The organism is Pantoea sp. X-Soil-OKNW-713, assembly GCF_059730685.1.
The window spans coordinates 2,600,133-2,626,111 of sequence record NZ_AP035995.1 but is presented as its reverse complement, the minus strand read 5'-3'; the positions used below and the strand labels follow the sequence as shown (position 1 = coordinate 2,626,111).

The 25,979-nt window shown below is 53.3% G+C and carries 22 protein-coding genes and 1 tRNA gene; 12 read left to right on the top strand and 11 right to left on the bottom strand.

Translation table 11 applies throughout. The features are described from left to right. Positions 1-65: 65 nt before the first annotated feature. Positions 66-4,010 (bottom strand): trifunctional transcriptional regulator/proline dehydrogenase/L-glutamate gamma-semialdehyde dehydrogenase, encoded by a 3,945-nt coding sequence (gene putA / locus AC6I8R_RS12405; RefSeq protein ID WP_497832395.1) that lies wholly within the window; start codon positions 4,008-4,010, stop codon positions 66-68. A 301-nt stretch (positions 4,011-4,311) separates the two neighbouring features. Here putA and putP point away from each other — a divergent pair, with 301 nt between their 5' ends. Both putP and phoH read left to right on the top strand, forming a co-directional pair. Continuing rightward, complete coding sequence (gene putP / locus AC6I8R_RS12400; protein ID WP_497832394.1) at positions 4,312-5,796, top strand: sodium/proline symporter PutP; 1,485 nt, start codon at positions 4,312-4,314, stop codon at positions 5,794-5,796. A gap of 726 nt (positions 5,797-6,522) precedes the next feature. Then, positions 6,523-7,311: a phosphate starvation-inducible protein PhoH gene (phoH, locus tag AC6I8R_RS12395; protein WP_013509516.1), complete on the top strand. Its 789-nt coding sequence runs from the start codon at positions 6,523-6,525 to the stop codon at positions 7,309-7,311. Positions 7,312-7,425: 114 nt separating this feature from the next. Here the strand turns inward: phoH and AC6I8R_RS12390 are convergent. Beyond that, a tRNA-Ser gene (locus AC6I8R_RS12390) sits at positions 7,426-7,513 on the bottom strand. A 245-nt stretch (positions 7,514-7,758) separates the two neighbouring features. On the opposite strand from AC6I8R_RS12390, the gene phoA reads away from it, so the two are divergent. Beyond that, positions 7,759-9,165 (top strand): alkaline phosphatase, encoded by a 1,407-nt coding sequence (gene phoA, locus AC6I8R_RS12385; RefSeq protein WP_415174493.1) that lies wholly within the window; start codon positions 7,759-7,761, stop codon positions 9,163-9,165. A gap of 57 nt (positions 9,166-9,222) precedes the next feature. Here phoA and AC6I8R_RS12380 read toward each other — a convergent pair whose 3' ends face one another. From AC6I8R_RS12380 to pth, 3 genes are all read right to left on the bottom strand, one after another. Beyond that, positions 9,223-9,645: an NUDIX domain-containing protein gene (locus tag AC6I8R_RS12380; protein WP_415174494.1), complete on the bottom strand. Its 423-nt coding sequence runs from the start codon at positions 9,643-9,645 to the stop codon at positions 9,223-9,225. Between the two features lie 326 nt (positions 9,646-9,971). Continuing rightward, positions 9,972-11,063 (bottom strand): redox-regulated ATPase YchF, encoded by a 1,092-nt coding sequence (ychF, locus tag AC6I8R_RS12375; protein ID WP_021182906.1) that lies wholly within the window; start codon positions 11,061-11,063, stop codon positions 9,972-9,974. A gap of 111 nt (positions 11,064-11,174) precedes the next feature. Continuing rightward, positions 11,175-11,762 carry an aminoacyl-tRNA hydrolase gene (gene pth, locus AC6I8R_RS12370; RefSeq protein ID WP_013509510.1) on the bottom strand — a complete coding sequence of 196 codons (588 nt, stop codon included), beginning with the start codon at positions 11,760-11,762 and terminating at the stop codon, positions 11,175-11,177. A 263-nt stretch (positions 11,763-12,025) separates the two neighbouring features. On the opposite strand from pth, the gene ychH reads away from it, so the two are divergent. Then, positions 12,026-12,301, top strand: a complete 276-nt coding sequence (gene ychH / locus AC6I8R_RS12365; protein ID WP_021182908.1) for a stress-induced protein YchH — start codon at positions 12,026-12,028, stop codon at positions 12,299-12,301. 2 nt (positions 12,302-12,303) lie between these two features. Here ychH and AC6I8R_RS12360 read toward each other — a convergent pair whose 3' ends face one another. The 4 genes from AC6I8R_RS12360 to lolB form a co-directional block, all read right to left on the bottom strand. After that, positions 12,304-13,473: a GGDEF domain-containing protein gene (locus AC6I8R_RS12360; protein ID WP_497832393.1), complete on the bottom strand. Its 1,170-nt coding sequence runs from the start codon at positions 13,471-13,473 to the stop codon at positions 12,304-12,306. 228 nt (positions 13,474-13,701) lie between these two features. Further along, on the bottom strand, positions 13,702-14,649 hold the full coding sequence (gene prs / locus AC6I8R_RS12355) for a ribose-phosphate diphosphokinase (protein ID WP_021182910.1): 948 nt from the start codon (positions 14,647-14,649) through the stop codon (positions 13,702-13,704). A 138-nt stretch (positions 14,650-14,787) separates the two neighbouring features. After that, positions 14,788-15,645, bottom strand: a complete 858-nt coding sequence (gene ispE, locus AC6I8R_RS12350) for a 4-(cytidine 5'-diphospho)-2-C-methyl-D-erythritol kinase (protein WP_497832392.1) — start codon at positions 15,643-15,645, stop codon at positions 14,788-14,790. Then, positions 15,642-16,265, bottom strand: a complete 624-nt coding sequence (gene lolB / locus AC6I8R_RS12345; RefSeq protein ID WP_021182913.1) for a lipoprotein insertase outer membrane protein LolB — start codon at positions 16,263-16,265, stop codon at positions 15,642-15,644. Before lolB ends, ispE begins: the two co-directional genes overlap by 4 nt. 217 nt (positions 16,266-16,482) lie before the next feature. Here lolB and hemA point away from each other — a divergent pair, with 217 nt between their 5' ends. The 6 genes from hemA to kdsA are packed head-to-tail and all read left to right on the top strand — an operon-like array spanning position 16,483 to position 21,785. Then, positions 16,483-17,739, top strand: a complete 1,257-nt coding sequence (hemA, locus tag AC6I8R_RS12340) for a glutamyl-tRNA reductase (protein ID WP_208724135.1) — start codon at positions 16,483-16,485, stop codon at positions 17,737-17,739. 35 nt (positions 17,740-17,774) lie between these two features. Further along, complete coding sequence (prfA, locus tag AC6I8R_RS12335) at positions 17,775-18,857, top strand: peptide chain release factor 1 (protein ID WP_208724136.1); 1,083 nt, start codon at positions 17,775-17,777, stop codon at positions 18,855-18,857. Beyond that, positions 18,857-19,690, top strand: coding sequence for a peptide chain release factor N(5)-glutamine methyltransferase (gene prmC, locus AC6I8R_RS12330; protein WP_415174497.1), 834 nt, complete (start codon positions 18,857-18,859; stop codon positions 19,688-19,690). Before prfA ends, prmC begins: the two co-directional genes overlap by 1 nt. Positions 19,691-19,700: 10 nt before the next feature. Next, on the top strand, positions 19,701-20,099 hold the full coding sequence (locus AC6I8R_RS12325; protein WP_021182917.1) for a SirB2 family protein: 399 nt from the start codon (positions 19,701-19,703) through the stop codon (positions 20,097-20,099). After that, complete coding sequence (gene sirB1 / locus AC6I8R_RS12320; RefSeq protein ID WP_021182918.1) at positions 20,096-20,905, top strand: invasion regulator SirB1; 810 nt, start codon at positions 20,096-20,098, stop codon at positions 20,903-20,905. The genes AC6I8R_RS12325 and sirB1 overlap by 4 nt, the downstream gene beginning before the upstream one ends. Positions 20,906-20,930: 25 nt before the next feature. Beyond that, complete coding sequence (kdsA, locus tag AC6I8R_RS12315; RefSeq protein WP_021182919.1) at positions 20,931-21,785, top strand: 3-deoxy-8-phosphooctulonate synthase; 855 nt, start codon at positions 20,931-20,933, stop codon at positions 21,783-21,785. A gap of 120 nt (positions 21,786-21,905) precedes the next feature. On the opposite strand, the gene chaA is transcribed toward kdsA, so the two are convergent. Next, complete coding sequence (chaA, locus tag AC6I8R_RS12310) at positions 21,906-22,997, bottom strand: sodium-potassium/proton antiporter ChaA (RefSeq protein ID WP_021182920.1); 1,092 nt, start codon at positions 22,995-22,997, stop codon at positions 21,906-21,908. Between the two features lie 367 nt (positions 22,998-23,364). Between chaA and chaB the strand changes: the two genes are divergently transcribed. Together chaB and AC6I8R_RS12300 are read left to right on the top strand one after the other, a co-directional pair. After that, positions 23,365-23,595, top strand: coding sequence for a putative cation transport regulator ChaB (gene chaB / locus AC6I8R_RS12305; protein WP_021182922.1), 231 nt, complete (start codon positions 23,365-23,367; stop codon positions 23,593-23,595). 237 nt (positions 23,596-23,832) lie between these two features. After that, positions 23,833-24,510 carry a gamma-glutamylcyclotransferase gene (locus AC6I8R_RS12300; protein ID WP_021182924.1) on the top strand — a complete coding sequence of 226 codons (678 nt, stop codon included), beginning with the start codon at positions 23,833-23,835 and terminating at the stop codon, positions 24,508-24,510. On the opposite strand, the gene AC6I8R_RS12295 is transcribed toward AC6I8R_RS12300, so the two are convergent. After that, positions 24,507-25,919 (bottom strand): serine/threonine protein kinase, encoded by a 1,413-nt coding sequence (locus tag AC6I8R_RS12295; protein WP_497832391.1) that lies wholly within the window; start codon positions 25,917-25,919, stop codon positions 24,507-24,509. The genes AC6I8R_RS12300 and AC6I8R_RS12295 overlap by 4 nt on opposite strands. Positions 25,920-25,979: the final 60 nt, after the last annotated feature.

Sequence of the window (25,979 nt, the reverse complement as noted above, 5' to 3'; positions counted from 1 at the left end):
CGCCGCTTCGGGTTTGTCTCTACATGCTTGCCAGCATAACGGGCAAGCATGTTCTGTTTATGATGTTAACCGATGGTCATCAGACTGGCGTTGCCACCGGCGGCTGCGGTGTTGACGCTGAGCGAACGCTCAATCAGCAACCGTTCCAGCAGCAAATTGGTTTCCCCACGGGCGAAGCCCTGCACGGAAACAATAGCACCTTCACGCGCTGCGACCTGCTCGCACAGGCTGCGTAACTGATCGGCATCACCGTGGTAGATCACCGCATCAAACTCTGCGGCCAGCAGATCTTTTGCCAGCGTAATACGCTGCTGTACCGCCGCTGGTAAGGCAGCACGCAATGAACGATGTAGCTCGTCATCCGGCCATAGCGCCTGACTACCGACGCTGGTGACAGCCGCCAGTTGCGTCAGTGCATCCTGTTGGTTGTCGGCAATACACAACACCTGCTCACGCGGCAGCAAAGTAAAGGTATTGCGCTCACCGGTAGGACCTGGCAACAGACGGACGGTACCGGCCTGTGCCAACTGGTCATAGCGTTGCGTCAGGGCCAGCAGCTCGGGTTTGTCCTGCGCCCATTGTTGCAACGCCTGGTGTGCGCTCAGCAGGGTGGTACGCAAGGTGCTATCCACCGGACGTTCAGCATCCTGACGATCAAACGTTGTGAGCAGCGCGCCATCCGGGCGGTTCGCCAGCAGGCGATACAGATACAACGGGCCACCCGCTTTCGGTCCGGTACCCGATAAACCTTCACCACCGAACGGTTGTACGCCAACCACCGCACCCACCATATTACGGTTAACATAGAGGTTGCCGACTTTGGCCCCTGCGGTCACCTGGGCGATGGTTTCGTCAATGCGCGTATGCACACCCAGCGTTAAACCGTAACCGGAAGCATTGATCTGGTCGATCAGCTGCGGCAGATTATTGCGCGCAAAACGCACCACATGCAGTACCGGTCCAAAGACCTCTTTATCCAGATCGCTGACCTGCTCCAGTTCAATCAACGTCGGTTTCACAAAGGTGCCGGTCGCCCACTCTTTCGTGTCCTGCGGATTTTCCTGTGCAGCCTGGTAGATGGTGAAACCTTTATTGCGCATAGCCTGAATATGGCGCTCGATATTGGCTTTGGCTTCGGCATCAATCACCGGGCCGATGTCGGTCGAGAGGCGTTCTGGGTTGCCCATGCGACATTCCGCCATCGCACCGCGCAGCATTTTTAGCGTGTGTTCGGCGACATCTTCCTGCACGCACAGCAGACGCAGCGCCGAGCAGCGCTGACCTGCACTGTCGAACGCGGAGGCGACGATATCGACCACCACTTGCTCAGTCAGTGCGGATGAATCGACGATCATCGCGTTCATGCCGCCGGTTTCCGCAATCAATGGAGTAGGGCGGCCCTGTGGATCAAGACGTCCGGCAAGATTGCGTTGTAACAGCGTCGCGACCGCGGTGGAACCGGTAAACATCACGCCGCGCACACGGTCATCACCGGTCAACTGTGCGCCGACGGTTTCACCGAGTCCTGGCAGCAGCTGCAACACGCCAGACGGCACACCGGCATCCAGCATAATCTGTACCGCCTGGGCAGCAATCAGCGGCGTTTGCTCGGCAGGTTTCGCCAGCACGCTGTTGCCTGCGGCGAGCGCGGCGGCAATCTGCCCGCTGAAAATCGCCAGCGGGAAGTTCCACGGACTGATACACACCACCGGGCCGAGTGGACGGTGGGTTTCGTTGTCGAAATCGTCACGCACCATACCGGCGTAGTAATAGAGGAAATCAACCGCTTCGCGGACTTCGGCGATGGCGTTGTTATAGGTTTTACCCGCCTCACGCACCAGCAGGCCAATCAGTTGCTGCATCTGGCTTTCCATCATCTCAGCAGCGCGCTCCAGAATGGCGGCACGCTCCTGGGGTGGGGTGGCGAACCAGATCGGGCCGGCATTCACTGCCGCATCCAGTGCTTGTGAGACTTCTTGCGGGGTGGCTTCACGTACGTGGCCCACCACATCGGCTGGCGCAGATGGGTTAAGTACCGGGTTGCTGCTGCCGACAGCCAACTCACCTTCAATCAGCGGTTGGGCCTGCCACGGCTGGCTGGCGCTGTTGAGCAAAGCACTGGAAAGCGAGGCCAGACGGTGTTCGTTGGCCAGGTCCAGGCCGGCAGAGTTAACACGCTTCTCTCCGTACAGCTCACGCGGTAACGGAATTTTGGCGTGAGGCAGCCCCATTGCGCCTTCGCTGGCGCCCATTTTCTCCACTGCCGTCACCGGGTCAGCGACCAGCTCATCAATCGGCAATGAGGTATCGGCGATGCGGTTAACAAATGAAGTGTTGGCACCGTTTTCCAGCAGGCGACGTACCAGATAGGCCAACAGGGTTTCGTGCGTACCTACCGGCGCATAAATACGGCACGGACGATTGAGTTTGCCATCGGCGACTTTACCCACCACCTGTTCGTACAGCGGCTCACCCATGCCATGCAGGCACTGGAATTCGTACTGGCCCGGATAATAGTTATTCCCTGCCAGCTGATAAATGGCCGCCAGGGTGTGAGCGTTGTGGGTGGCAAACTGCGGATAGATCAGATTCGGCACCGCCAGCAGCTTGCGTGCGCAGGCCAGATAGGAGATATCGGTGTACACCTTACGGGTATAGACCGGATAACCTTCCAGTCCGTCCATCTGGGCGCGTTTGATTTCGCTGTCCCAATAGGCACCTTTCACCAGACGAATCATCAGTCGGCGACGGCTACGCTGTGCCAGATCGACCAGGTAATCAATGACGAACGGACAACGCTTCTGGTAAGCCTGGATAACAAAGCCAATGCCGTTCCAACCTTCCAGCTCCGGCTCGAAGCAGAGTTTTTCCAGCAGATCGAGCGACAGTTCGAGGCGGTCAGCTTCTTCTGCATCGATGTTAATACCGATGTCATAAGAGCGAGCCAGCAGCGTCAGGGATTTCAGCGTTGGATAGAGTTCTTCCATGACGCGTTCATATTGCGCACGGCTGTAGCGCGGATGCAGTGCCGACAGTTTGATCGAGATCCCCGGACCTTCATAAATACCACGGCCATTGGACGCTTTGCCGATGGCATGGATCGCCTGCTGATAAGACACCAGATAGGCTTTGGCATCGCTGGCAGTCAGCGCTGCTTCGCCCAGCATGTCATACGAATAACGGAAACCTTTCTCTTCCAGTTTCCGTGCATTAGCCAGGGCTTCGGCGATAGTTTCGCCGGTGACGAACTGCTCACCCATCAGGCGCATCGCCATATCCACGCCTTTACGAATCAACGGCTCGCCGCTTTTACCAATAATCCGGTTGAGTGATCGCGATAAATTCGCTTCGTTATGAGTCGAAACCAGACGGCCAGTGAACAGCAGACCCCAGGTGGCGGCATTTACGAACATCGACGGGCTACGACCGAGGTGGGATTGCCAGTTACCGTTGCTGATTTTGTCGCGGATCAACGCGTCACGCGTGGGTTTGTCCGGAATACGCAATAAGGCTTCCGCCAGACACATCAGCGCGACCCCTTCCTGCGAGGAGAGGGAAAACTCCTGCAACAGACTTTGCACCATCCCGGCGCGACCGGTTGCACCTTTCTGATGCCGTAATTTATCCGCGAGGCTGTACGCCAGTTGATGCGTTTTCTCCGCCAGTGGGGCAGGGAGACGGGCCTGTTCCAGCAGCATTGGCACTGCATCGGTTTCCGGGCGACGCCAGGCGGCGGTGATGGCTGCACGCGTCACCGACTGCGGCAGAATGTGTTCGGCAAAATCGAGGAAAGGTTGCACCGACTCTTCTGACGTTTGTTCTTCCGTCGCGCCCTCGATGAGTTGTAGCGGAATTTCCGGTAATGCGTCACCGGATTCCAGCTGTGTCAGGTAATTAAAAATTGCCTGTTTAATCAGCCAGTGCGGCGTGCGATCAATCTTCTGTGCTGCCAGTTTAATGCGATCGCGGGTAGCTTCATCCAGCTTCACCCCCATCGTGGTGGTTCCCATGCTTGCCTGTTCCTCAAAAGAGTAGAGAGAGTTCTGAAGTGATCTGCACTATTACCCATGTTGCAACTTTGTGCAACCGTGTTAAATGTGTGCCATGTCGTTAGTAGGATGTCTGTTGCAAAATTCTCGCCAGGGTTGCAACTCATCTGCTGGAGGTTTATTTCGGTGCAACCCGCTGTTGCCCCGATCACAACCTGTGAAACGTCGTTAACTCCGCGTATTCAAAGGCATTGTGCCAGACGCCGCTTTGCGGCAGGATACCGCGCCTTTATGGAGATCCAATAACAAGTGGAGAGACGAAATGAGTGTCAGTACACCGATGCTGGTGACTTTTGTTGTATATATCCTTGGGATGGTGTTGATTGGTTTCGTTGCTTACCGTTCAACCAAAAACTTTGATGACTATATTCTCGGTGGGCGCAGCCTCGGAAGCGTAGTCACCGCGCTTTCAGCCGGTGCATCAGACATGAGCGGCTGGTTACTGATGGGCCTGCCTGGGGCGATTTTCCTGTCGGGTATTTCCGAGAGTTGGATTGCAATCGGTCTGACCATTGGTGCCTGGCTGAACTGGAAAATTGTCGCCGGACGCCTGCGTGTGCAAACCGAGCATCATAATAATGCGCTGACGCTGCCGGACTTCTTTACCAGCCGTTTTGAGGATCACAGTAAGATTCTGCGCGTTATCTCGGCGCTGGTTATTCTTATCTTCTTTACCATCTACTGCGCCTCGGGTGTGGTGGCCGGTGCCCGTCTGTTCGAAAGCACTTTCGGCATGGATTATCAGACCGCGCTGTGGGCGGGCGCTGCCGCAACCATTCTGTATACCTTAGTCGGCGGTTTCCTGGCTGTTAGCTGGACCGATACCGTGCAGGCCAGCCTGATGATTTTCGCGCTGATCCTGACCCCGGTGATTGTGATTATCGCGGTGGGTGGCTTCTCCGATTCACTGGCGGTGATTGAAGCGAAAAGCCTCGAAAACCTGAATATGCTGAAAGGCCTGAATTTTGTGGCGATTGTGTCGCTGCTGGGCTGGGGGCTGGGATACTTTGGTCAGCCCCATATTCTGGCGCGCTTTATGGCGGCTGATTCGCATCGCTCCATCCGAACGGCGCGCCGTATCGGCATGACCTGGATGATTCTGTGCCTGGCGGGTGCGGTTGCGGTCGGTTTCTTCGGTATTGCCTACTTCCAGAACCATCCGGAGCAGGCGAGCGGCGTCAGCCAGAATGGTGAACGCGTGTTTATCGAGTTGGCACGTATTCTGTTTAACCCGTGGATTGCCGGTATTCTGCTGTCGGCCATTCTGGCGGCGGTAATGTCAACCCTGAGCTGTCAGTTGCTGGTCTGCTCCAGCGCGCTGACGGAAGATCTCTATAAAGGTTTCCTGCGCAAAAATGCCAGCCAGAAAGAGTTGGTATGGGTTGGGCGCTTGATGGTACTGCTGATTGCGCTGATCGCCATTGCGCTGGCGTCAAACCCGGATAACCGCGTACTCGGTCTGGTCAGTTATGCCTGGGCGGGCTTTGGTGCGGCTTTTGGTCCGGTGGTGTTGTTCGGTGTGTGCTGGCAGCGTATGACACGCAACGGTGCTCTGGCTGGCATGGTGATTGGTGCCGCCACGGTATTGGTGTGGAAACAATATGGCTGGCTGGGTCTGTATGAAATCATCCCGGGCTTCCTGTTTGCCAGCATCGCGATTGTCGTTGTTAGCCTGCTGGGCCGCGCACCCTCGCAGATGGCTCAACAACGCTTTGCCGCAGCGGAAGCGGAATATCTGACCAAATAAATCCTTCTCCCGAGATGTCACCCGCCTCATTAATGAGGCGGGTTTATTGTCGCACGTTTTGCACAAGAAACGTTTCAGTGAGAATAGAAGCCGGGTAAAGGCCATTTACCTCAGTAAGCTCATCCTTTTTCCTTCTTACACCCGATTGATTAATAAATGTACTTTCCACTGACCAGACTGCGAAAACGGAGCAGCGATCTTTCATGTTTTTAGTTGGATTAACTGGTCAGAATGATTTCCGAATCCTCCTAAAAACTTCATGCGCAGTCGAATTAATCAATTACATGATAAATAAAACAAATTTAATTTAAGCTGTGAACTGCTTACGGAGCCTGGTCACTTTTTGTTGGTCACCAGGTAAAATTACTGTTGCAAATTACCGCAAATATGATGCATTTTAATCATAAGCGTTGTCAGATGTGTGGCTAAGGTCACTGGAGTTCGCGCATGATTCGGTCCTTCAAAGGACAGGTAAATACCCTTCAACATACGCAGTTCACTGCGGGGGATTTTTTCCCTCGAAAGTTTCCTCTTCACTTTTCAAGCTTCGTTCTTTTTCAATCTCATATTTCTTACCGGTGCGTAACAGCGTTTGCGCGTTGTTGCACACTATTCTCAATGGCTCGAAACGGCTCTAAAGGAAGCCACGTCAACCTCTAAAGCGTTCACGTCATCGCAACAGGATAATCCTGAAGCGATAAATGAAACCAACTGTAAGGTGCCACTATGGGAAGACAGAAAGCAGTGATCAAAGCGCGTCGTGAAGCCCGCAGAGTGCTTCGTAATGACTCTCGCAGTCATCGTCAGCGTGAAGAAGAATCGGTCACTTCGCTGGTGCAGATGGGTGGGTTGGATGCAATTGGCATGGCACGCGATGTGCGAGACAGTTCACCAATTGAAGCCAGAAATGATGCTCAGGCGCACTATCTTAAAGCCATAGAAACGAAACAGCTTATTTTCGCGACCGGAGAAGCGGGCTGCGGAAAAACCTGGATTAGCGCAGCCAAAGCGGCTGAGGCCCTGATACATAAGGATATCGACAGGATAATCGTTACACGCCCGGTCCTACAGGCGGATGAAGACCTCGGTTTCCTCCCCGGAGACATTTCCGAGAAATTCGCCCCGTATTTCCGACCGGTCTACGACGTTCTGGTTAAACGTCTCGGCTCTTCCTTTATGCAGTACTGCCTGCGCCCGGAAATCGGCAAGGTAGAGATCGCGCCCTTCGCTTATATGCGAGGACGTACTTTCGAAAATGCCGTGGTGATTCTCGACGAGGCACAAAACGTCACCGCTGCGCAGATGAAGATGTTCCTGACGCGTCTTGGTGAGAACGTGACCGTCATCGTCAACGGCGATATTACCCAGTGCGATTTACCGCGCGGAGTGACATCCGGACTCGCGGATGCATTGGGACGATTCGAAGAAGATGAGATGATCGGCGTGGTTCGTTTTGGCAAAGACGACTGTGTCCGTTCGGCCTTGTGTCAGCGTACGCTACATGCTTACAGTTAACCATTGAGATTTGATACACAAAACCCGGCTGCGGCCGGGTTTTTTTGTGCACAACGTATGGTGCACGGGCAAAAAAAAAGTCTGAACGTTAGTTCAGACTCTTCTTCAGAATGATGGCGGTGAGGGGGGGATTCGAACCCCCGATACGTTGCCGTATACACACTTTCCAGGCGTGCTCCTTCAGCCACTCGGACACCTCACCACATTTTGTTTGCCAACCTCAGCGGGTCAACGGGGCGCTACTATAGGGAGTTAGCTGAAAAGGGTCAAGCTCTATTTTCTCCTTTTTTTCTATTCGCTTAAGCTCTGAGCGGATTGCATTAGCCTTGTTCGTTTTGCCGATCCTGTCATCAAAATATTGCGTGCCAGTCACAAAAGTGTCACGGCATTGTCGCAGACTTGTCAGCGGAAACATTTGGTTATATTTGTGAATAAGGATGCTTATAAATGAAAAAGATACCTTTGATTACGGTTCCGCTTATCACTTCATTGTTCGCGACGGCAGCACTTGCTGATGCAACCAGCTACTCGCGCGCCGCCACCGGTGACCTGACTCAGCATGGTGGTGCGCGTCGACTGACCGGTGATCAAACGGAAGCGCTCAAAGCTTCTCTGAGCAACAATACGGCGAAGAATGTCATTCTGTTGATCGGTGACGGCATGGGGGACTCAGAAATCACTGCTGCACGTAATCAGGCAATGGGCGCAGGCGGCTTTTTCCCCGGGATTGATGCCTTACCTTTAACCGGTCAGTACACCCATTACTCGCTGGATAAGAAAACCCACAAACCGAACTACGTCACGGATTCAGCAGCGTCTGCGACCGCGTGGGCCACGGGGACCAAATCCTATAATGGCGCGATTGGCGTCGATGTGAATGGGAAAGACCAAACCACGCTGCTGGAACTGGCGAAAGCTGCCGGTAAGGCCACCGGTAACGTTTCAACTGCGGAGCTACAGGATGCAACACCTGCGGCGTTGATCGCTCATGTCACTTCACGTAAATGCTATGGCCCGGAAAAAACCAGCGAGCTATGCCCGAGCAACGCGCTGGAGCAGGGTGGCAAAGGTTCCATCACCGAGCAGATGCTGAAAACTCGTGCGGATGTCACGCTGGGTGGCGGTGCCAGGACCTTCAGCGAAGTGGCGAAGGCAGGTGAATATCAGGGTAAAACCCTGCGTGAGCAGGCGCAGGCACGAGGTTATCAACTGGTAGATAATCTCGACGGCATGAATGCGGTCCAGCAGGCGGACCAGCGTAAACCGTTGTTAGGGCTGTTCTCTGAAGGCAATATGCCAGTGCGCTGGCAGGGGCCGAAAGCCAGTTATCACGGCAATCTTGATAAGCCGGTAGTCACCTGTGAAGTGAATAAGGATCGTCCGTCCAGTACGCCAACACTGGCGCAGATGACCAAAAAAGCGCTGGATCTGTTGAGCAAAAATGACAAGGGCTTCTTCCTGCAAGTTGAAGGTGCCTCCATTGATAAACAGGATCATGCCGCTAATCCTTGTGGGCAAATTGGTGAAACCGTTGACCTTGATGAAGCGGTACAACAGGCACTGGCTTTTGCTCGCGAGCATGGCAATACCCTGGTCGTGGTGACGGCAGATCACGCGCACAGTAGCCAGATCGTAGAAAATGGTACCAAAGCACCAGGCTTGACTCAGGCTCTGAACACCAAAGATGGCGCGGTGATGACCATCAGTTACGGTAACTCAGAAGAAGATTCACAGGAGCATACCGGTACGCAGTTGCGTATTGCTGCCTATGGCCCGCATGCGGCGAATGTGGTTGGTCTGACTGACCAGACGGACCTGTTCTTCACCCTGAAAGATGCGATGGGAATTAAGTAAGCTAATCCACCCAAAAAAATCCACGCGCAAGCGTGGATTTTTACGTTGGGAAAACAATTATCGCTGATGTGACAAATAGCAACGGATATAGTGCCGATACTCTTCAGTCATATTAATGGGCAATTCTTCGGAGGAAAAAAAAGTCAGCCCATCACTTTCGCTGGGATCATGGATCATCACGCCGGACCATTCATCAACCCGATAGAGAGCAGTGACTACATCGTTATGCTCTTTATTTATCTGACTGAAAGTGTATTCAGGCCCGGAAAAATAACCCAATAGCTGTATTCGATGCACATCCAGGTTAGTTTCTTCTTTTACTTCTCGTCTCACCGTTTGTTCCGGTGGTTCGCCGGGTTCCAGCCATCCTCCAGGCAGTCCCCAACTCCCATCCTTCCGCAACTGCAACAGGATGCGTGCACCTGCCAACAATAATAAACGATGGCCAACCTGGGCAGGCGTTATTTCAATGTGATTCACTTCACTTTCCAATCAGAGGATAATTAATGTAAATTGCAACAGGTCTGATCACCCAGGCCAAAAAATTGCATGTCTCTTTTAAATGTTATTTCGATTGAATGAATATGGCAGGTAAGTGCCAGAATAAATTCGGCTTTAAGGTATAACAAGGGCGTGTGAGATTGAATAGAGAATGTTCTGGCGAACGCTGAGGAGATTCCCTCGAGTGTATTTAATCAGTAAACTGCCATTGAAGATAATTGACAAACCGAAGTGGTATTGTTGATTGAATAAAAAAGCCCATGCACATGCATGGGCTTTTAATTAACGTCTGTTGCTGAAAATAATCAGACGTTAAACAGGAAGTTCATTACATCGCCATCTTTAACGATGTATTCTTTACCTTCAGAACGCATTTTTCCTGCTTCTTTCGCGCCTTGTTCGCCTTTGTAAGCGATAAAGTCATCAAACGCGATAGTCTGGGCACGGATAAAACCTTTCTCGAAGTCGGTATGGATTTTACCAGCCGCCTGCGGTGCAGTGGCACCGACCGGGATCGTCCAGGCACGCACTTCTTTTACACCGGCGGTGAAGTAAGTTTGCAGGTTCAGCAGAGTATAACCAGCGCGAATCACGCGGTTCAGACCGGGTTCTTCCAGACCCATCTCAGCCATAAACTCCGCACGCTCATCATCTTCCAGTTCAGCGATATCGGATTCCACTGCGGCGCAAACCGGCACAACCACTGAACCTTCTGCGTCGGCAATCGCACGAACCTGGTCGAGATAAGGATTGTTCTCGAAGCCATCTTCGTTAACGTTGGCAATGTACATGGTGGGTTTCAGCGTCAGGAAGCTGAGATAACGAATAGCCGCTTTCTCATCAGCATCCAGATTCAGTGAGCGCAGCATCCCGGCATTTTCCAGATGCGGCAGACACTTCTCCAGTGCCGCCAACTCAGCTTTGGCGTCTTTGTCGCCGCCTTTGGCTTTCTTCTGTACACGCTGGATAGCACGTTCACAGGTGTCGAGATCCGACAGCGCCAGTTCGGTATTGATGATATCGATATCTTCCGCCGGGTTAACTTTGCCCGCGACGTGAATGATGTTCTCATTTTCGAAGCAGCGAACCACATGGCCGATGGCATCCGTTTCACGGATATTGGTCAGGAATTTGTTGCCCAGGCCTTCACCTTTAGAAGCACCTTCCACCAGACCGGCGATATCAACGAACTCCATGGTGGTCGGCACAACGCGCTGTGGCTTCACGATCTCGCTCAGTTGGTCAAGGCGCAGATCGGGCATTGGAACGACACCGGTGTTTGGCTCGATGGTGCAGAACGGAAAGTTGGCTGCTTCGATACCCGCTTTGGTCAGCGCGTTGAACAGGGTGGATTTACCGACGTTCGGCAGGCCCACAATACCGCATTTAAATCCCATGATCTGATTACCTTTCTCGCTGAGTGTGCAGCGTTGACCGGCAACGCTGACGATTCAAAAAATTTCGCGCATTATACACAGATTTCCCGGTCTGCGGCGCGGGATTTGGCCTTAACCGGCTTTGAAGGCGTGCAGACGGTTCATTGCCTTAATCTTATCTTCTTTCAGCCACAGTTCCGTACAGCGCACCGCTTCATCTACGGCATCATCGATCAGCTTCTGTTCACTGGCAGGAGGTTTACCCAGTACAAATCCGGTCACTTTATTGCGATCGCCCGGATGACCAATGCCGACCCGTAAACGGTGAAAATTATTGTTGTTACCCAGCTTGCTGATGATGTCTTTCAGACCGTTATGACCACCGTGGCCGCCACCCTGTTTAAACTTCGCCACGCCAGGAGGCAGGTCCAGTTCATCGTGTGCCACTAAAATTTCCTCTGGCGCGATGCGGTAGAACGTCGCCATTGCTGCGACCGCCTTCCCACTCAGGTTCATAAAAGTGGTGGGGACCAGTAGCCGCACATCTTCGCCCGCCAGCGATAAGCGAGCGGTGTAACCAAAGAATTTGGGTTCGTCTTTCAGAGACTGATTGTTGCGCTCTGCCAGCAGATCCACATACCAGGCACCTGCGTTATGGCGCGTAGCGGCATATTCCGCGCCGGGATTAGCCAGTCCCACAATCAGTTTAATGCTGCTCACGATGATTATCCTGTCTCGAAATCGAAAGGGCGTTAGTTTACTGCCTGACAGGGGAGATGACAAAGGGCGCAGACCGTGAATAGTGCCGCTACGTTATTTATCATTTTCTATCGAAATCAACCCGATAAGCGGTAAAGTTTCGTCAGGATTGTGAAAGATGTGTGATCATGCACGCATCTTAACCCCGGGTCATTGCCTAAACTTATAGCAAGTTAACGTTATGTGCTGTTTTTGGCATTACTAAAAAAGGATGGAGGTGAATTATGAAACGTCATCACTCTCGTTATATCGGTAATGGCCTGATGTGTCTCGGTTTACTCACCATGGTGCTTGGCGTCGGTTACTCGATCATCAATCAAATACCTTCGTTAAATCTGCCGCAATTCCTGGCGCATGGCGCAATGTTTAGCATCTTTATTGGTGCGCTGCTCTGGCTGGTGGGTGCGCGTGTCAGTGGGCGGGAAAAAGTGGAAGACCGCTATTTTTGGTTGCGCCACTACGGTGATAAACGTTGCCGTCGTAACACGCATCACCCATAAGACTACACCAGCGTAGCCTGATTCAACGGCTGTAACTGTGTCAGATATTGTTCAGTACGGTTACGGCCGCTGGCTTTTGCGCGATACAACGCCTCATCAGCCAATGCCAGTAATGTCGCGAAGTGGAGTTCTTCCTTGCTGGATGTTGCATAGCCGATACTGACGGTGTAGCTGATATTATCCGGCAGCGATAACTGCGTTGCGACGCGAATACGTTCACATACCAATTGTGCCTGCTCACTGTCGCCGGGCAATATGGCGGCAAACTCTTCACCTCCCAACCGGGCAAACTGCCCCTCGTCAGGCAATAACGCTTGGGCAATCTGGCAAAAATCAATTAATACCCGATCACCTTGTTGGTGGCCGTAGCGATCGTTAATGCTTTTGAAATGGTCGAGATCGAATAATATCGCCGTGAAGGGTTGTTGTTGCCGTAAGCGTCGGGCGATGATTTTTTCCGCCTGCTCGAATAATGCGCGGCGGTTCCACACACTGGTTAAGGGATCGTGCAGTGATGCCAGTTTATGGGCGATCTGGGTACGTTCATTGACCATCGCCAGAATCGTAAACGTCAGGCCAATAACGAACAAAATCGATTCAAGCATGACGTACACGGAAAAACTGGAACCACCAATTGCACCATGCACCGGGGTGGCAACGGCGTCATCAAAGAAAATTCGTGCGACGTGAAACAGCAAATGTATCCACAACAACATCTGCGCGGGCCAGAAGGTGACGGTGAGCGCGGCGCGTGCCCGCCACAGCAGCTGAATCAATGCGCCGGTGTAGATGATGCACAGCAGACAAACGACCAAAACACGTTTTGGCAGACTGAAGTAAAACGCCGGGAAAATACACAGAATCGCCCATAGCAATGCCCCCGCCAGCCAGCTCATGCCAAGCGGTTTTTTACAAAACACCCGGAAAGCATTTAACAGGTTGCCATAAGCCAGCATCATCACCACATTACCCACCGCAATGGGCAGGAACTGTAATCCTGCGGCACGCAGGCTGCTCAGAAACACGGCTGTAAGGGTTAACACCAGCGTCAGAGTGGTGAAACCCAGTACCCGATCATATTGTGAGCCAATCCAGGCAAATACCATAATGATGCTTAAAAACCCCAGGACATAGAGCTCGCAAACAAAAAGTGTGTAGATGTCGAGAGCCATAGTGGTCGGAGTTCTCAAAAAAAGTGTGGTGAAAAATACCACTAAACCCTGGACGGCTAAAGTCCGGATAGTAGTGTTAGTTGAAAACAGTGAATGGCAACGCGAATAGCGAATTTTAACGAAAATTATCGCGAAAATATCTGCGCCCGAAGCGGCTTAATCGGTAACTGAACTTAAACGTGTGGCAGGGAAATAAAACCGGGCCAGAGGTGGCCCGGTTTCGTTCGATTAATGCTCGAACATGGCTGAAATGGATTCTTCGTTGCTGATACGACGAATCGCTTCGGCCAGCATACCGGACAACGTCAAAGTACGTACGTTCGGCAGAGATTTCATCTCGTCAGACAGTGGGATGGTGTCGCAGACAATCACCTGATCGATCACTGACTTGCGCAGATTTTCCACCGCGTTACCGGAGAAGATCGGGTGAGTGGCGTAAGCGAAAACGCGTTTCGCGCCACGCTCTTTCAGCGCTTCAGCCGCTTTGCACAGCGTACCGCCGGTGTCGATCATATCGTCGACCAGTACACAGTCACGGCCAGCGACGTCACCGATGATGTGCATCACCTGAGAAACGTTAGCACGCGGGCGACGTTTATCGATGATAGCCATGTCAGTGTCGTTAAGCAGTTTGGCGATGGCACGGGCGCGCACCACACCACCAATGTCAGGAGAAACGACAATCGGGTTCTCCAGACCAATTTGCAACATATCTTCCAGCAGGATCGGGCTGCCAAATACGTTGTCTACCGGGACATCAAAGAAGCCCTGGATCTGCTCGGCGTGCAGGTCAACCGTCAAAACACGGTCAACACCAACGCTGGAAAGGAAATCCGCGACTACTTTAGCGGTAATCGGCACACGCGCGGAACGCACACGGCGGTCCTGACGGGCATAGCCAAAGTAGGGGATAACGGCAGTAATACGACCAGCAGAAGCCCGACGCAGCGCGTCGACCATCACTACCAGCTCCATCAGATTATCGTTGGTGGGGGCACAGGTGGACTGGATGATGAAAATATCACCACCGCGTACATTTTCGTTAATCTGTACACTCACTTCACCGTCGCTGAAACGACCGACAGCGGCGTCTCCGAGGCTGGTGTAAAGGCGGTTGGCAATACGTTGTGCTAGTTCCGGGGTGGCGTTACCAGCAAATAGCTTCATATCAGGCACGAGAAGAACCTCAGGCTTTGCGTCCAGCGAATGAACGACGTTGCGATAACCGGCGAATATCGCAAAGCGTGTTCAGACAGGTGTGTTGATGCGTCGCGTGCTGTGCCTGGAACAGGGGTGACACAGTCACGCATACGCTTAAATCCCGGAAAGAGTACGCTGTAACGGCGAGACATTCAGCCCGCGCGCCACAAATCCTCGTATCCATTCCGGGGCAAGCTCCAGCACCTGACGAGCTTCGGATTCGGTGTTAAATTCAGCAAACACACAGGCCCCGGTCCCAGTCAGGCGCGACGGCGCGTATTCTAGCAGCCAGGAAACCAGCTCATCAACCTCGCGAAAACGTTTTCTTGCCACAGACTCACAATCATTGTGGAAAGGGCGCTGCAAAAGTTCATCAAGTGAGCGTATCGGTGAATCGCGCGTCAGTTCAGGATCGCCAAAAATGACCGGGGTGGCGATACTTACGCCAGGATGCGCAACCAGATACCATTTTTCATCTGGCTCTGCGGGTTGCAATTGTTCACCTACGCCTTCCGCAAAGGCGGCATGACCGCGCACAAACACCGGAACGTCGGCACCGAGTCGTACGCCAAGGGTTGCCAGCTCATCTACGCTAAGTCGCGTTTGCCACAAATGATTCAGCGCCACCAACACTGTCGCCGCATCCGACGAGCCGCCACCCAGGCCTCCTCCCATTGGCAGCCGCTTTTCCAGCGCAATCGCCGCACCGGCCTGGGGCGGTAACGTACCGCGTGCTTCAGCCGCATGTATCAGGGCACGAGCGGCACGAACGATCAGGTTGTGTTCATCCGGCACACCCGCTAACGGTGTCAACAGACGAATGTTGCCGCTGCTATCCGGGGTGATGGTCAGCGTATCGCCGTAATCTAAAAACTGAAACAGGGTTTGCAGGTTGTGATAGCCGTCAGGACGACGGCCGGTGATGTAAAGAAATAAATTCAGCTTTGCCGGGGCAGGCCAGGAGGTAATCATTGTACGGTCCAGCTATCCATCCGCAGCTTAATACGCTGTCCACCTTCGGTCAGCTCCAGATTGGCAGGCAGAGGAGGGGTGACTTTGCTGTCATAATCTGAGATGGCAACGTGCCATTGCTGGCCGTTACGGCTGTAATTCAGGCTCTGCAATTGATACTGGTCGTTTAACTGATAGTCGCTGGCATCGCCGGGCAGACCCATCATCCACTGACGCAGGTTGGCGAGGGGGATGTCCATCCCGGTGAGCTGAGAAATCATCTTTTCAGCGTCATTGCTGACATAGCGTTTGCCCTTGTTATCGACCACCTGCACCACGGAACCCTGGGCATCAAGTTGTAACTCGGTGCTGCCCAGCGGATTGGTCAGTAGCAAACGATAACGGTCAGCGGCAGTTTGCTGCCAGTTAAAGCGGGCATACACCTTCTGACGGTCAGAAATATAGGCGAAGGCACCGCGTGTCTCATAATGGCTGACTTTAGCCACCGCCTGCTGATGTTGCTGCCACTGGGGTGCGGTGGTGCTTGGGCCTGGTCCCTGCGGTTTGTTGACGCTACAGGCAGCCAGCAATACGCTGGCAAGGGGTAAAAGGCGCAACAGCTTGCGCGAAGGCATAGGCATCACCTGGTCATCTCCTCAGACAGGTTTTTACTTCGTAACCGGTAACGCTAACCATCCGCATCTAAGCCGTCAATGCTGTTGTACCGATTATTGCGCACGATCAGTTTAATCTTATTACAGTCATAGGCTTTGTATGGCTTTTCTTGATCTGTGGCATCTTGTAGAATGCGCTTCACAAAACCCTGACAATAATTGGGATATCCCAACCAGAACCACCATGACGCTGCTCGCTCTCGGAATCAACCATAAAACCGCACCCGTTGCACTGCGCGAACGTGTTTCGTTCACGCCGGACACGCTGGATCAGGCGCTTAGCAGCCTGCTGTCCCAGCCGATGGTGCAAAGCGGAGTGGTGCTTTCCACCTGTAATCGCACTGAACTCTACCTCAGCGTAGAGCAGCAGGCCGATTTGCAGGAGAAGCTGGTGCGCTGGTTGTGTGACTATCACCAACTGCGTGAAGAAGATGTGCGTAAGAGCCTGTACTGGCATCAGGACAACGCGGCAGTCAGCCATCTGATGCGTGTTGCCAGTGGTCTGGATTCTTTAGTGCTGGGTGAGCCGCAGATTCTCGGCCAGGTAAAAAAAGCCTTTGCCGATTCACAACGTGGTCAGGCGTTGTCCAGTGAACTGGAACGGATGTTCCAGAAAACCTTCTCCGTCGCCAAACGGGTGCGCACAGAAACTGAAATCGGTGCCAGTGCGGTATCTGTGGCGTTTGCCGCCTGTTCTCTGGCACGTCAAATTTTCGAATCTCTCAGCACGGTTAACGTGTTGCTGGTGGGCGCGGGCGAAACGATTGAATTGGTCGCGCGTCATTTGCGTGAGCATCATGTGCAAAAGCTGATGATTGCCAACCGCACGCGTGAACGCGCGCAGTTGCTGGCTGATGAGGTCGGGGCAGAGGTCATCGGGTTGGCGGATATCGATTCGCGACTGGCTGATGCTGATATTATTATTTCTTCCACCGCGAGCCCGTTGCCGATTATTGGTAAAGGCATGGTCGAGCGTGCATTGAAAGCCCGCCGTAACCAGCCGATGCTGCTGGTGGATATCGCAGTACCGCGCGATGTGGAGCCGGAAGTCGGCAAGCTCGCCAATGCTTACCTGTACAGCGTGGATGACCTTCAGGCGATCATTGAGCAGAACATGGCCCAGCGTAAAGCTGCGGCGGTGCAGGCTGAAAGCATCGTGGTGCAGGAAAGCGGCGAATTTATGGCCTGGCTGCGTGCGCAAAGCGCGGTCGACACCATTCGTGAATATCGCTCGCAGGCCGATGATGTACGCCTTGAATTGCAGGAGCGCGCGCTGGCCGCACTGCGTCAGGGAGCGGATGCCGAAAAAGTGTTGCAGGAACTGGCGCACAAACTTACCAATCGTTTAATTCACGCTCCAACCAAATCACTACAGCAGGCCGCGCGCGATGGCGACAGCGAACGCCTGCAAATCTTACGTGACAGCCTCGGTCTCGATTAGGCTGTCACGACCTTTTACGGGATACCCTCAATTACATGAAGACCTCTATTGTTGCCAAGCTGGAAGCTCTCCAGGAACGCCACGAAGAAGTGGAAGCCCTGCTGGGCGATGCTGGCGTGATCGCCGATCAGGATCGTTTCCGTGCCCTCTCGCGCGAATATGCGCAACTGTCTGATGTGACCCGCTGTTTCCGTGAATGGCAGCAGGTGCAGGAAGATGTTGAGACAGCGGAGATGTTGCTCGACGATCCTGAAATGCGCGAGATGGCGCAGGATGAACTGAAAACCGCACGCGAAAAACGTGAAGTGCTGGAGCAGCAGCTACAGGTATTGTTGCTGCCGAAAGATCCTGATGATGAGCGTCCGTGCTTTGTCGAAGTGCGTGCTGGTACCGGTGGCGATGAAGCGGCAATTTTTGCCGGCGACCTGTTCCGCATGTACAGCCGTTATGCCGAGTCTCGCCGCTGGCAAGTGGAAATTATCAGCAGCAATGACGGTGAGCATGGCGGGTATAAAGAAGTCATCGCCCGTGTGACGGGTGATGGTGCCTATGGTCGTTTCAAGTTCGAATCGGGTGGTCATCGCGTACAGCGTGTGCCGGAAACCGAATCACAGGGGCGTATTCACACCTCGGCCTGTACGGTGGCGGTAATGCCGGAACTGCCGGAAGCCGAGCTGCCGGATATCAACCCCAGCGACCTGAAAATTGATACCTTCCGCTCCTCCGGTGCGGGTGGTCAGCACGTTAACACCACTGATTCCGCCATCCGTATTACCCACCTGCCGACCGGCATTGTGGTGGAGTGTCAGGATGAGCGTTCGCAGCATAAAAACAAAGCTAAAGCGTTGGCAGTGCTGGGCGCGCGTATTCACGCGGCGGAGATGGCAAAACGCCATGAAGCGGAAGCGTCCACTCGTCGTAACCTGCTGGGCAGCGGCGACCGTTCGGACCGTATCCGTACTTACAACTTCCCGCAGGGGCGCGTTACCGATCACCGCATTAACCTGACCATCTATCGTCTGGATGAGACGATGGAAGGCAAGCTGGATAGCCTGATTGAGCCTATCGTGCAGGAATACCAGGCCGACCAGTTGGCCGCGCTGGCTGGACAGGATTAATGGATATTCGCCACTGGCTGAAGGATGCCGTTGCCACCCTGAGCGGCGGCGACAGCCCCAAGCGCGATGCCGAAATTTTGCTGGCGTTTGTTACCGGCAAATCCCGTACCTGGCTGGTGGCGTTTGACGATACAGTGCTGGATGAGAACCAGTTACAACAACTGAATGCGCTCCTGGCTCGACGTGCGCAGGGTGAGCCGGTGGCGCATCTGGTGGGTGAACGTGAATTCTGGTCGTTACCTCTGCGCGTCAGCGATGCGACCTTGATCCCGCGTCCTGACACCGAGGTGTTGGTCGAGCAGGCGCTGGCTCATCTGCCGACCCGTGCCGCCACTCTCCTTGACTTAGGTACTGGCACCGGAGCCATCGCGCTGGCGCTCGCCAGCGAACGGCCTGATTGTCAGGTCATCGGCTGTGATCGCATCGCAGCTGCCGTGGCGCTGGCGCAGGAAAACGCGCAGCGTTTGCACATCAGCAATGCACAATTTCTCCTCAGCGATTGGTTCGACAATCTCACCCCGCAACGTTTTGATCTGATTGCCAGTAATCCCCCCTATATAGATGCTACCGACCATCATTTGCAGCAGGGTGATGTGCGGTTTGAACCGCTCAGTGCGCTGGTGGCCGATGAGGCGGGATTAGCCGATCTGCGGGTGATTATTGCAACGGCACCACACTGGCTGCTCGCTGGCGGTTGGTTGTTGCTGGAACATGGCTGGCAGCAGGGCGAGGCGGTGCGAGAATTGATGGTTCAACATGGCTATCAACAGGTCAACACAGTGGACGATTACGGCGGCAACCCGCGCGTTACACTTGGGCAATTTTTCTTATAAAGGAAGCAAGATGGCTAGCTGGTATCCGCTGATTAAACATTTTCATCTGCTTACAGTGCTGATTACTGTCAGCCTGTTTCTGGTGCGTTTTTACTGGAAATGCACCGGCTCAGCACAGCTCGATCGCCGCTGGGTGCGCATTGCTCCGCACATCAACGACACGTTTTTGTTGCTGAGTGGTGTGCTGCTGGTCGTAATTACGCACTTTTACCCGTTCACACCACAAGGAAGCTGGCTGACTGAGAAGCTGTTAGGGGTTATTATCTACATCGCCTTAGGTTCCGTGGCCTTGAGTCGTCGCCCGCGAAAGATGAGCACCCGCTGGATTGCCTGCCTGGTCGCGATCGTTGCGTTACTGGTAGTGATTAAGCTGGCGATGACCAAAATGCCGTTATTGGGGATAGTATGACCTCGCCAGAGCAACTCGATTACAGTCAAACACCGTTATGTGAAGCGGTTATTGGTGCAACCTGTGCCATCCGCGAAGATTTTTCTGCTCAATCCGTAGAGCAACAGCTGGCAGCGTTAGTGGCGGAAGCGCGTGCGTATGTCAGCAGTGCCAGTGATGCTGACCTGCAACTGGAGAAGTTGCTGGAACTGTTCTACCGCCAGTGGGGTTTTGGCGGTGCCAGTGGCGTCTACAATTTATCCGATGCCTTATGGATCGATAAGGTGTTGAAAAGCCGCCAGGGCACTGCGGTGTCACTGGGCGTGATCCTGCTGCACATTGCCGAAGAGCTGGAGTTGCCGCTGATGCCGGTCATCTTCCCGACCCAGATGATTCTGCGGGCCGACTGGCTGGATGGTGAGATGTGGCTGATTAACCCGTTTAACGGTGAAACCCTCGATACCCACACGCTGGAAGTCTGGCTGAAGGGCAATATCAGCCCGACGGCTAAGCTCTATCAGGACGATCTCGATGAAGCGAAAACGGTCAGCGTAATGCGTAAGATGCTGGACACGCTGAAAGCGGCGCTGATGGACGAGAAAAAGATGGAGCTGGCGTTAAATGTTAGCCAGGTGCTGTTACAAATCGATCCGGATGACCCCTACGAAATTCGCGACCGTGGTTTGATTTACGCGCAACTGGAGTGCGAACATATCGCGCTAAACGATCTTACCTACTTCGTTGAACAGTGTCCGGAAGACCCGGTTAGCGAAATGATTAAAGTGCAGATCCACGCAATTGAACAAAAACAGGTCACGCTGCACTAAGCGTACCTCTGAAAAAGGAAAGGGCATGACACAGAAAGTAGTCAGTATTGGTGATATCAAGGTCGCAAACGATCTGCCATTTGTTCTCTTTGGCGGCATGAACGTGCTGGAGTCGCGCGACCTCGCCATGCGTATCTGCGAACATTACGTAACCGTGACCGACAAACTCGGTATCCCCTACGTGTTCAAAGCCTCTTTTGACAAAGCCAACCGTTCCTCCATCCACTCTTACCGTGGTCCGGGCCTGGAAGAGGGGATGAAGATTTTCCAGGAGCTGAAGCAAGCCTTCGGCGTGAAAATCATTACTGACGTCCACGAACCGGCGCAGGCACAGCCTGTGGCTGAAGTGGTAGATGTCATTCAGCTGCCGGCCTTCCTTGCACGTCAGACTGACCTGGTTGAAGCGATGGCGAAAACGGGCGCAGTCATTAACGTGAAAAAACCCCAGTTCGTCAGCCCGGGTCAGATGGGTAACATTGTCGATAAATTCGCCGAGGGCGGTAACGATAAAGTGATCCTGTGTGACCGTGGTAGCAACTTCGGTTATGACAACCTGGTCGTGGATATGCTGGGCTTTAACGTGATGAAGAAAGTCACCAATAACTGCCCGGTGATTTTCGACGTGACTCATGCGCTGCAAACTCGTGATCCGTTTGGTGCTGCCTCAGGCGGTCGCCGTGCGCAGGTGGGTGAACTGGCGCGTGCCGGTATGGCGGTCGGCATTGCTGGTCTGTTTATCGAAGCCCACCCGGAGCCAAACAGCGCCAAATGTGATGGCCCGTCTGCACTGCCGCTCGACAAACTGGAGCCGTTCCTGGTACAGATGAAAGCGATTGATGACCTGGTGAAAAGCTTCCCGGAACTGGATACCAGCAACTAAATCGTTGGTTGGTAAAAAGGCGTCGAAAGACGCCTTTTTTATTGGCTTGCTATCCGTAGCGGCGGGATTTATCGCGCAGGTATTACCGATAGCGTTAAAGGCGTGCGATGAATCGCACCGCTACAGCATAATCGTCATCAAATAGCCGACAAACAACGCCAGGTGCGCCGCGCCATTCAACACATTGGTTCGTCCGGTGGAAAATGAAATATGGCACAGGATCAGCACCGCACTCATCACCACCATATGCGGTGGTTCCAGACCGAACACCAGTTGCTGCCCGGTCAGCGTGGCTATAATGGTCACCGCCGGTACGGTCAGTGAAATGGTGGCCAGTACTGAACCGAAAAACAGGTTCATCGCACGCTGCACCTGGTTCATCAGCACCGCTTTAATCGCCCCCAATCCTTCCGGTGACAGGATCAGCAACGCCACAAGAAAGCCAGTAAACTGCTGCGGTGCGTTTAATTCGGTTAACAGATGCTCCAGCGTGTTGGCATTCATCTTGGTTACGCTGATAACCGCAATCAGATGCACAATCAGCCAGGCGGTATGCCATAACGAGCTGTGCGCTGAAGGTTTTCCGTGGTGCGGGTCGCCATCATCGCTCTCATCCTCGTGTTCGTAGACAAACAGGTTTTGATGCGTTTTGGTCTGAATCAACAGAAACACGCCATACATTGCGGCAGAAATCGCCGCAATCAGCAAAGCCTGTGCGGTTGAAAAATTACCGCCGGGCAACGCATTCGGGAACACCAGCACCAGGATGGCGAGTGGGAAAATGGCGATCAGATATTGCTTCACCCCCACCAGATTGACGTATTGCGTTGCGAATTTGCGTCCACCCAGCAGCAGGGCAAATCCCACCAGCCCGGCGGTAACAATCATAATGATCGAATACAGGGTATCACGCATCAATGCGGGAGCGGCGTCGCCGGTTGCCATCAGCGCCGATATCAGGCTGACCTCAAGGATCACCACGGAAAGGCTGAGTATCAGCGAACCATAAGGCTCACCCAGTCGATGCGCCAGCACATCGGCATGGCGTACCACGCTGAACGCACTACTCAGAATGGCCACCAGGGCCAGCAAATTAATGCCAATCACCACTGGCAGGCTGGTTTGTGCACCAAAAAAACTCAGTACGCCCAGTGCGACGATGGGGAAAATCAGGGAATATTCAGTGTGACGGGTTTTCTCATGTACAGCCATTCGCCATCCTCTCCGAAAAAAAGAATAAAATCAGGCAGTCAGTGCCTGATAAATATACTTACTTTTACAGCGTTGCGCAGTGTAACTTTTCATCACGCCTGGTGCCGGGTTTTTACGATTATTTACTTTAGAAGAAAAAATAAATCTCATCACTAAAAAACCTGGTTATTTCTCTTCATATCATTATTTTCATCACGTTAATCATTGCTGATTCTCATCTTATTCTGGAGAAAAGGCGTTTTTTTCACGTTTTGGTTTGAGTAAATGCTGGTTCTGAACTTTTAATTCACTTAACACGATAAAAGTGATGATTTGCGTTTTTTACTATCTGTTCCAGACTTACCCTGTGGTTAGAAAAGGAGGATGTATGCCTTACTCATCAACACATGAACTACCTGACAGTGTACGCCACGTACTACCGGCGCATGCGCAAAAAATCTACCAGAAAGCATTTAACAGCGCCTGGGATGAATACCGTGATGAGGATGATCGCTTCGGTAACGACTCGCGCGAAAAAGTGGCCCACAAAGTTGCCTGGGCTGCGGTCAAAAAAGATTATCAAAAAGGCGACGATAACAAGTGGCACCCTAAACACTGATCCCTGCGGGCCATTGCGGCCCGCTTCACACTTCCTGTCTCCCCCGGTCAAGTTTCATGCCAGGCAGCCGATGCTATTTACGGGCAATTTACCCTTTGTGATCGGCATCAACCTTGAAAAAATTGTGACAAATGCATTAATGTCTTCTGATAAGGCGGTGCATCAGCATCCGCTGTGATGAAATCAGTATCTCAGGAGCTAAACCGACTGGATGTCAGGGCAGTTGAGGAGGTCGCATTGCTAACCCGGGAATTCTTATTAAAAGCAGATTGTAAAACCTCATTCGGTGATATCGAAGAGACGTTGCTGTGGAGTTGCGAACAGCGAGCTGCTTCGCTTGCCGCTACGCTTGCCTGCCGTCCTGACCACAGTCCGGTATGGATTTTTGGTTATGGCTCGCTGATGTGGAACCCGGTGTTTGAGGCGGAAGAAGTCGCTTCTGGTCAACTTGATGGCTGGCACCGGGCATTCTGCCTGCGGTTAATTGCCGGGCGTGGCACGGCAACGCATCCCGGACGTATGCTCGCGTTGAAAGAGGGTGGCAGCACCAGCGGCCTGGCGTTTCGTCTGCCCGAAGCGCGTCTGCATGACGAGCTGGAATTGCTGTGGAAGCGGGAAATGATCACCGGTTGCTATCTGCCTACCTGGTGCGAACTGAAGCTGGATGATGATCGCAGGGTGTCGGCGCTGGTATTTATTATGGACCCGCGTCATCCGCTGTTTGAAGCAGACTCCTGTCCGGGCACCATTGCGCCATTAATTGCCCAGGCCAGCGGTCCGCTGGGCACCAATGCGCAATATCTGTTCTCGCTGGAGCAGGAGCTGGCAAAACGCGGCATGCAGGAAGAGGGCCTGACGGTTCTGGCTACCCAGGTCAGAGCGCTGCAACAGTGCACAGCGCGGGTATCCTCTTAATTACCGGGATTAATCAGCCAGGTACCAGGTTTATCAATCGTCAGTGACTGACTGTGAACCTGGCTACCGTTGTGCACTTCAATATGATACTGACCTGCCGCCAGACTCAATGACGCAAAGCCGTTACTGGCGGGTTTCACATTCTGCGCTTTACCATTCACCACAATATTTTCCCCGTCCTGCAACCGCAGATAAAGGGTTGCCAACACCGGCGTACTGCTGGCAGATTTGCTGGCGTCAGCGGAGGCTGCGGCATTTGATGCGGCTATTTCTGGTTCAGCGCTACGATGGTTGACCTTCCACACGGCAACGATCACCGCCAGAATAGCCACCGCAGCGACGGCCAACAGACCGGGTGACAAACGACGTACATTGCGCGGGGTGACCGGTTCAATAACCGCAGCCGCGTGGTTAACGGCCATTACCTGTGGTTCGGGTAAGCTAATCGGTACTTCTGGCTCGATGGGCGTGTCGTTAACCGGGGTAATCTGGGTAACCAAGGCTTCCACATCGCTCACCGGCAGATCGATCAGGCTGGCAAACGCATCAATGGTCTGTGGCCGATCTGCTGGCTTCATCGCCAGCGCACAATCAATCGCATGCAGCAGTGGCAACGAATAACCTTCAGGTTTACGTTCAACCAGCGGCTGATAGTTGTCTTCAATGCAGCGTACCACGGAAACCGGGGGGGCATAGCCGGTGATCAGATTGTGCAACACCGCGCCCAGCGCATAGATATCCGTCCAGGGACCTTGTTCGCCTTCACCTTCTTCACTGTATTGCTCGATCGGTGCGAAGCCCGGCTTCAGCATGATTTCGGTTTCGTCGGAAAGGTTACCAATCTCCTTGCGCGCGGAGCCGAAATCGAGCAGCACCGGCAGCTGATTTTCCTGAATCTGGATGTTGTCCAGGGAGATATCGCGATGCAGATAACCCGCCTGATGAATGGTATTGATCGCGCCAAACAGCGGTGGTAACAGTCGGCGTATCCAGGCTTCATCGATGCTTTCCGGGCTGGTGACTTGCCACTCTTTAAGCGTCATCCCGCTGTAGTAGAGCGTGCCCATATAGGCAGTGCCATTTTCTTCCCAAAAACGCAGAACGTGTAGCAGGCCAGGATGATTAAAGCGCGCCAGCAGGCGGGCTTCCTGAATAAAACTGTTGCGACCGGCGTTGAACAATTTTTGAAAACGTTCGCCACGCAGTTCCAGCGACAGATCGGCAGCGCGCACTGCCAGCGACACCGGCATATATTCTTTAATGGCGATGGTTCGCTCCAGTTGATGATCCCAGGCGCGGTAGACAATGCCAAAACCACCGCCGCCAATCACATCTTTGATTTCGAACTCATTGAACCGGTAACCCGCAGGCAGGGCGTTGGGTATCTTTAGATTATCGTTTGCCGACATAGTGAACTCTCTGAACACGTCCTGTAGCCCGCCCGGGAAATACACGGGCAACGGCCGCTA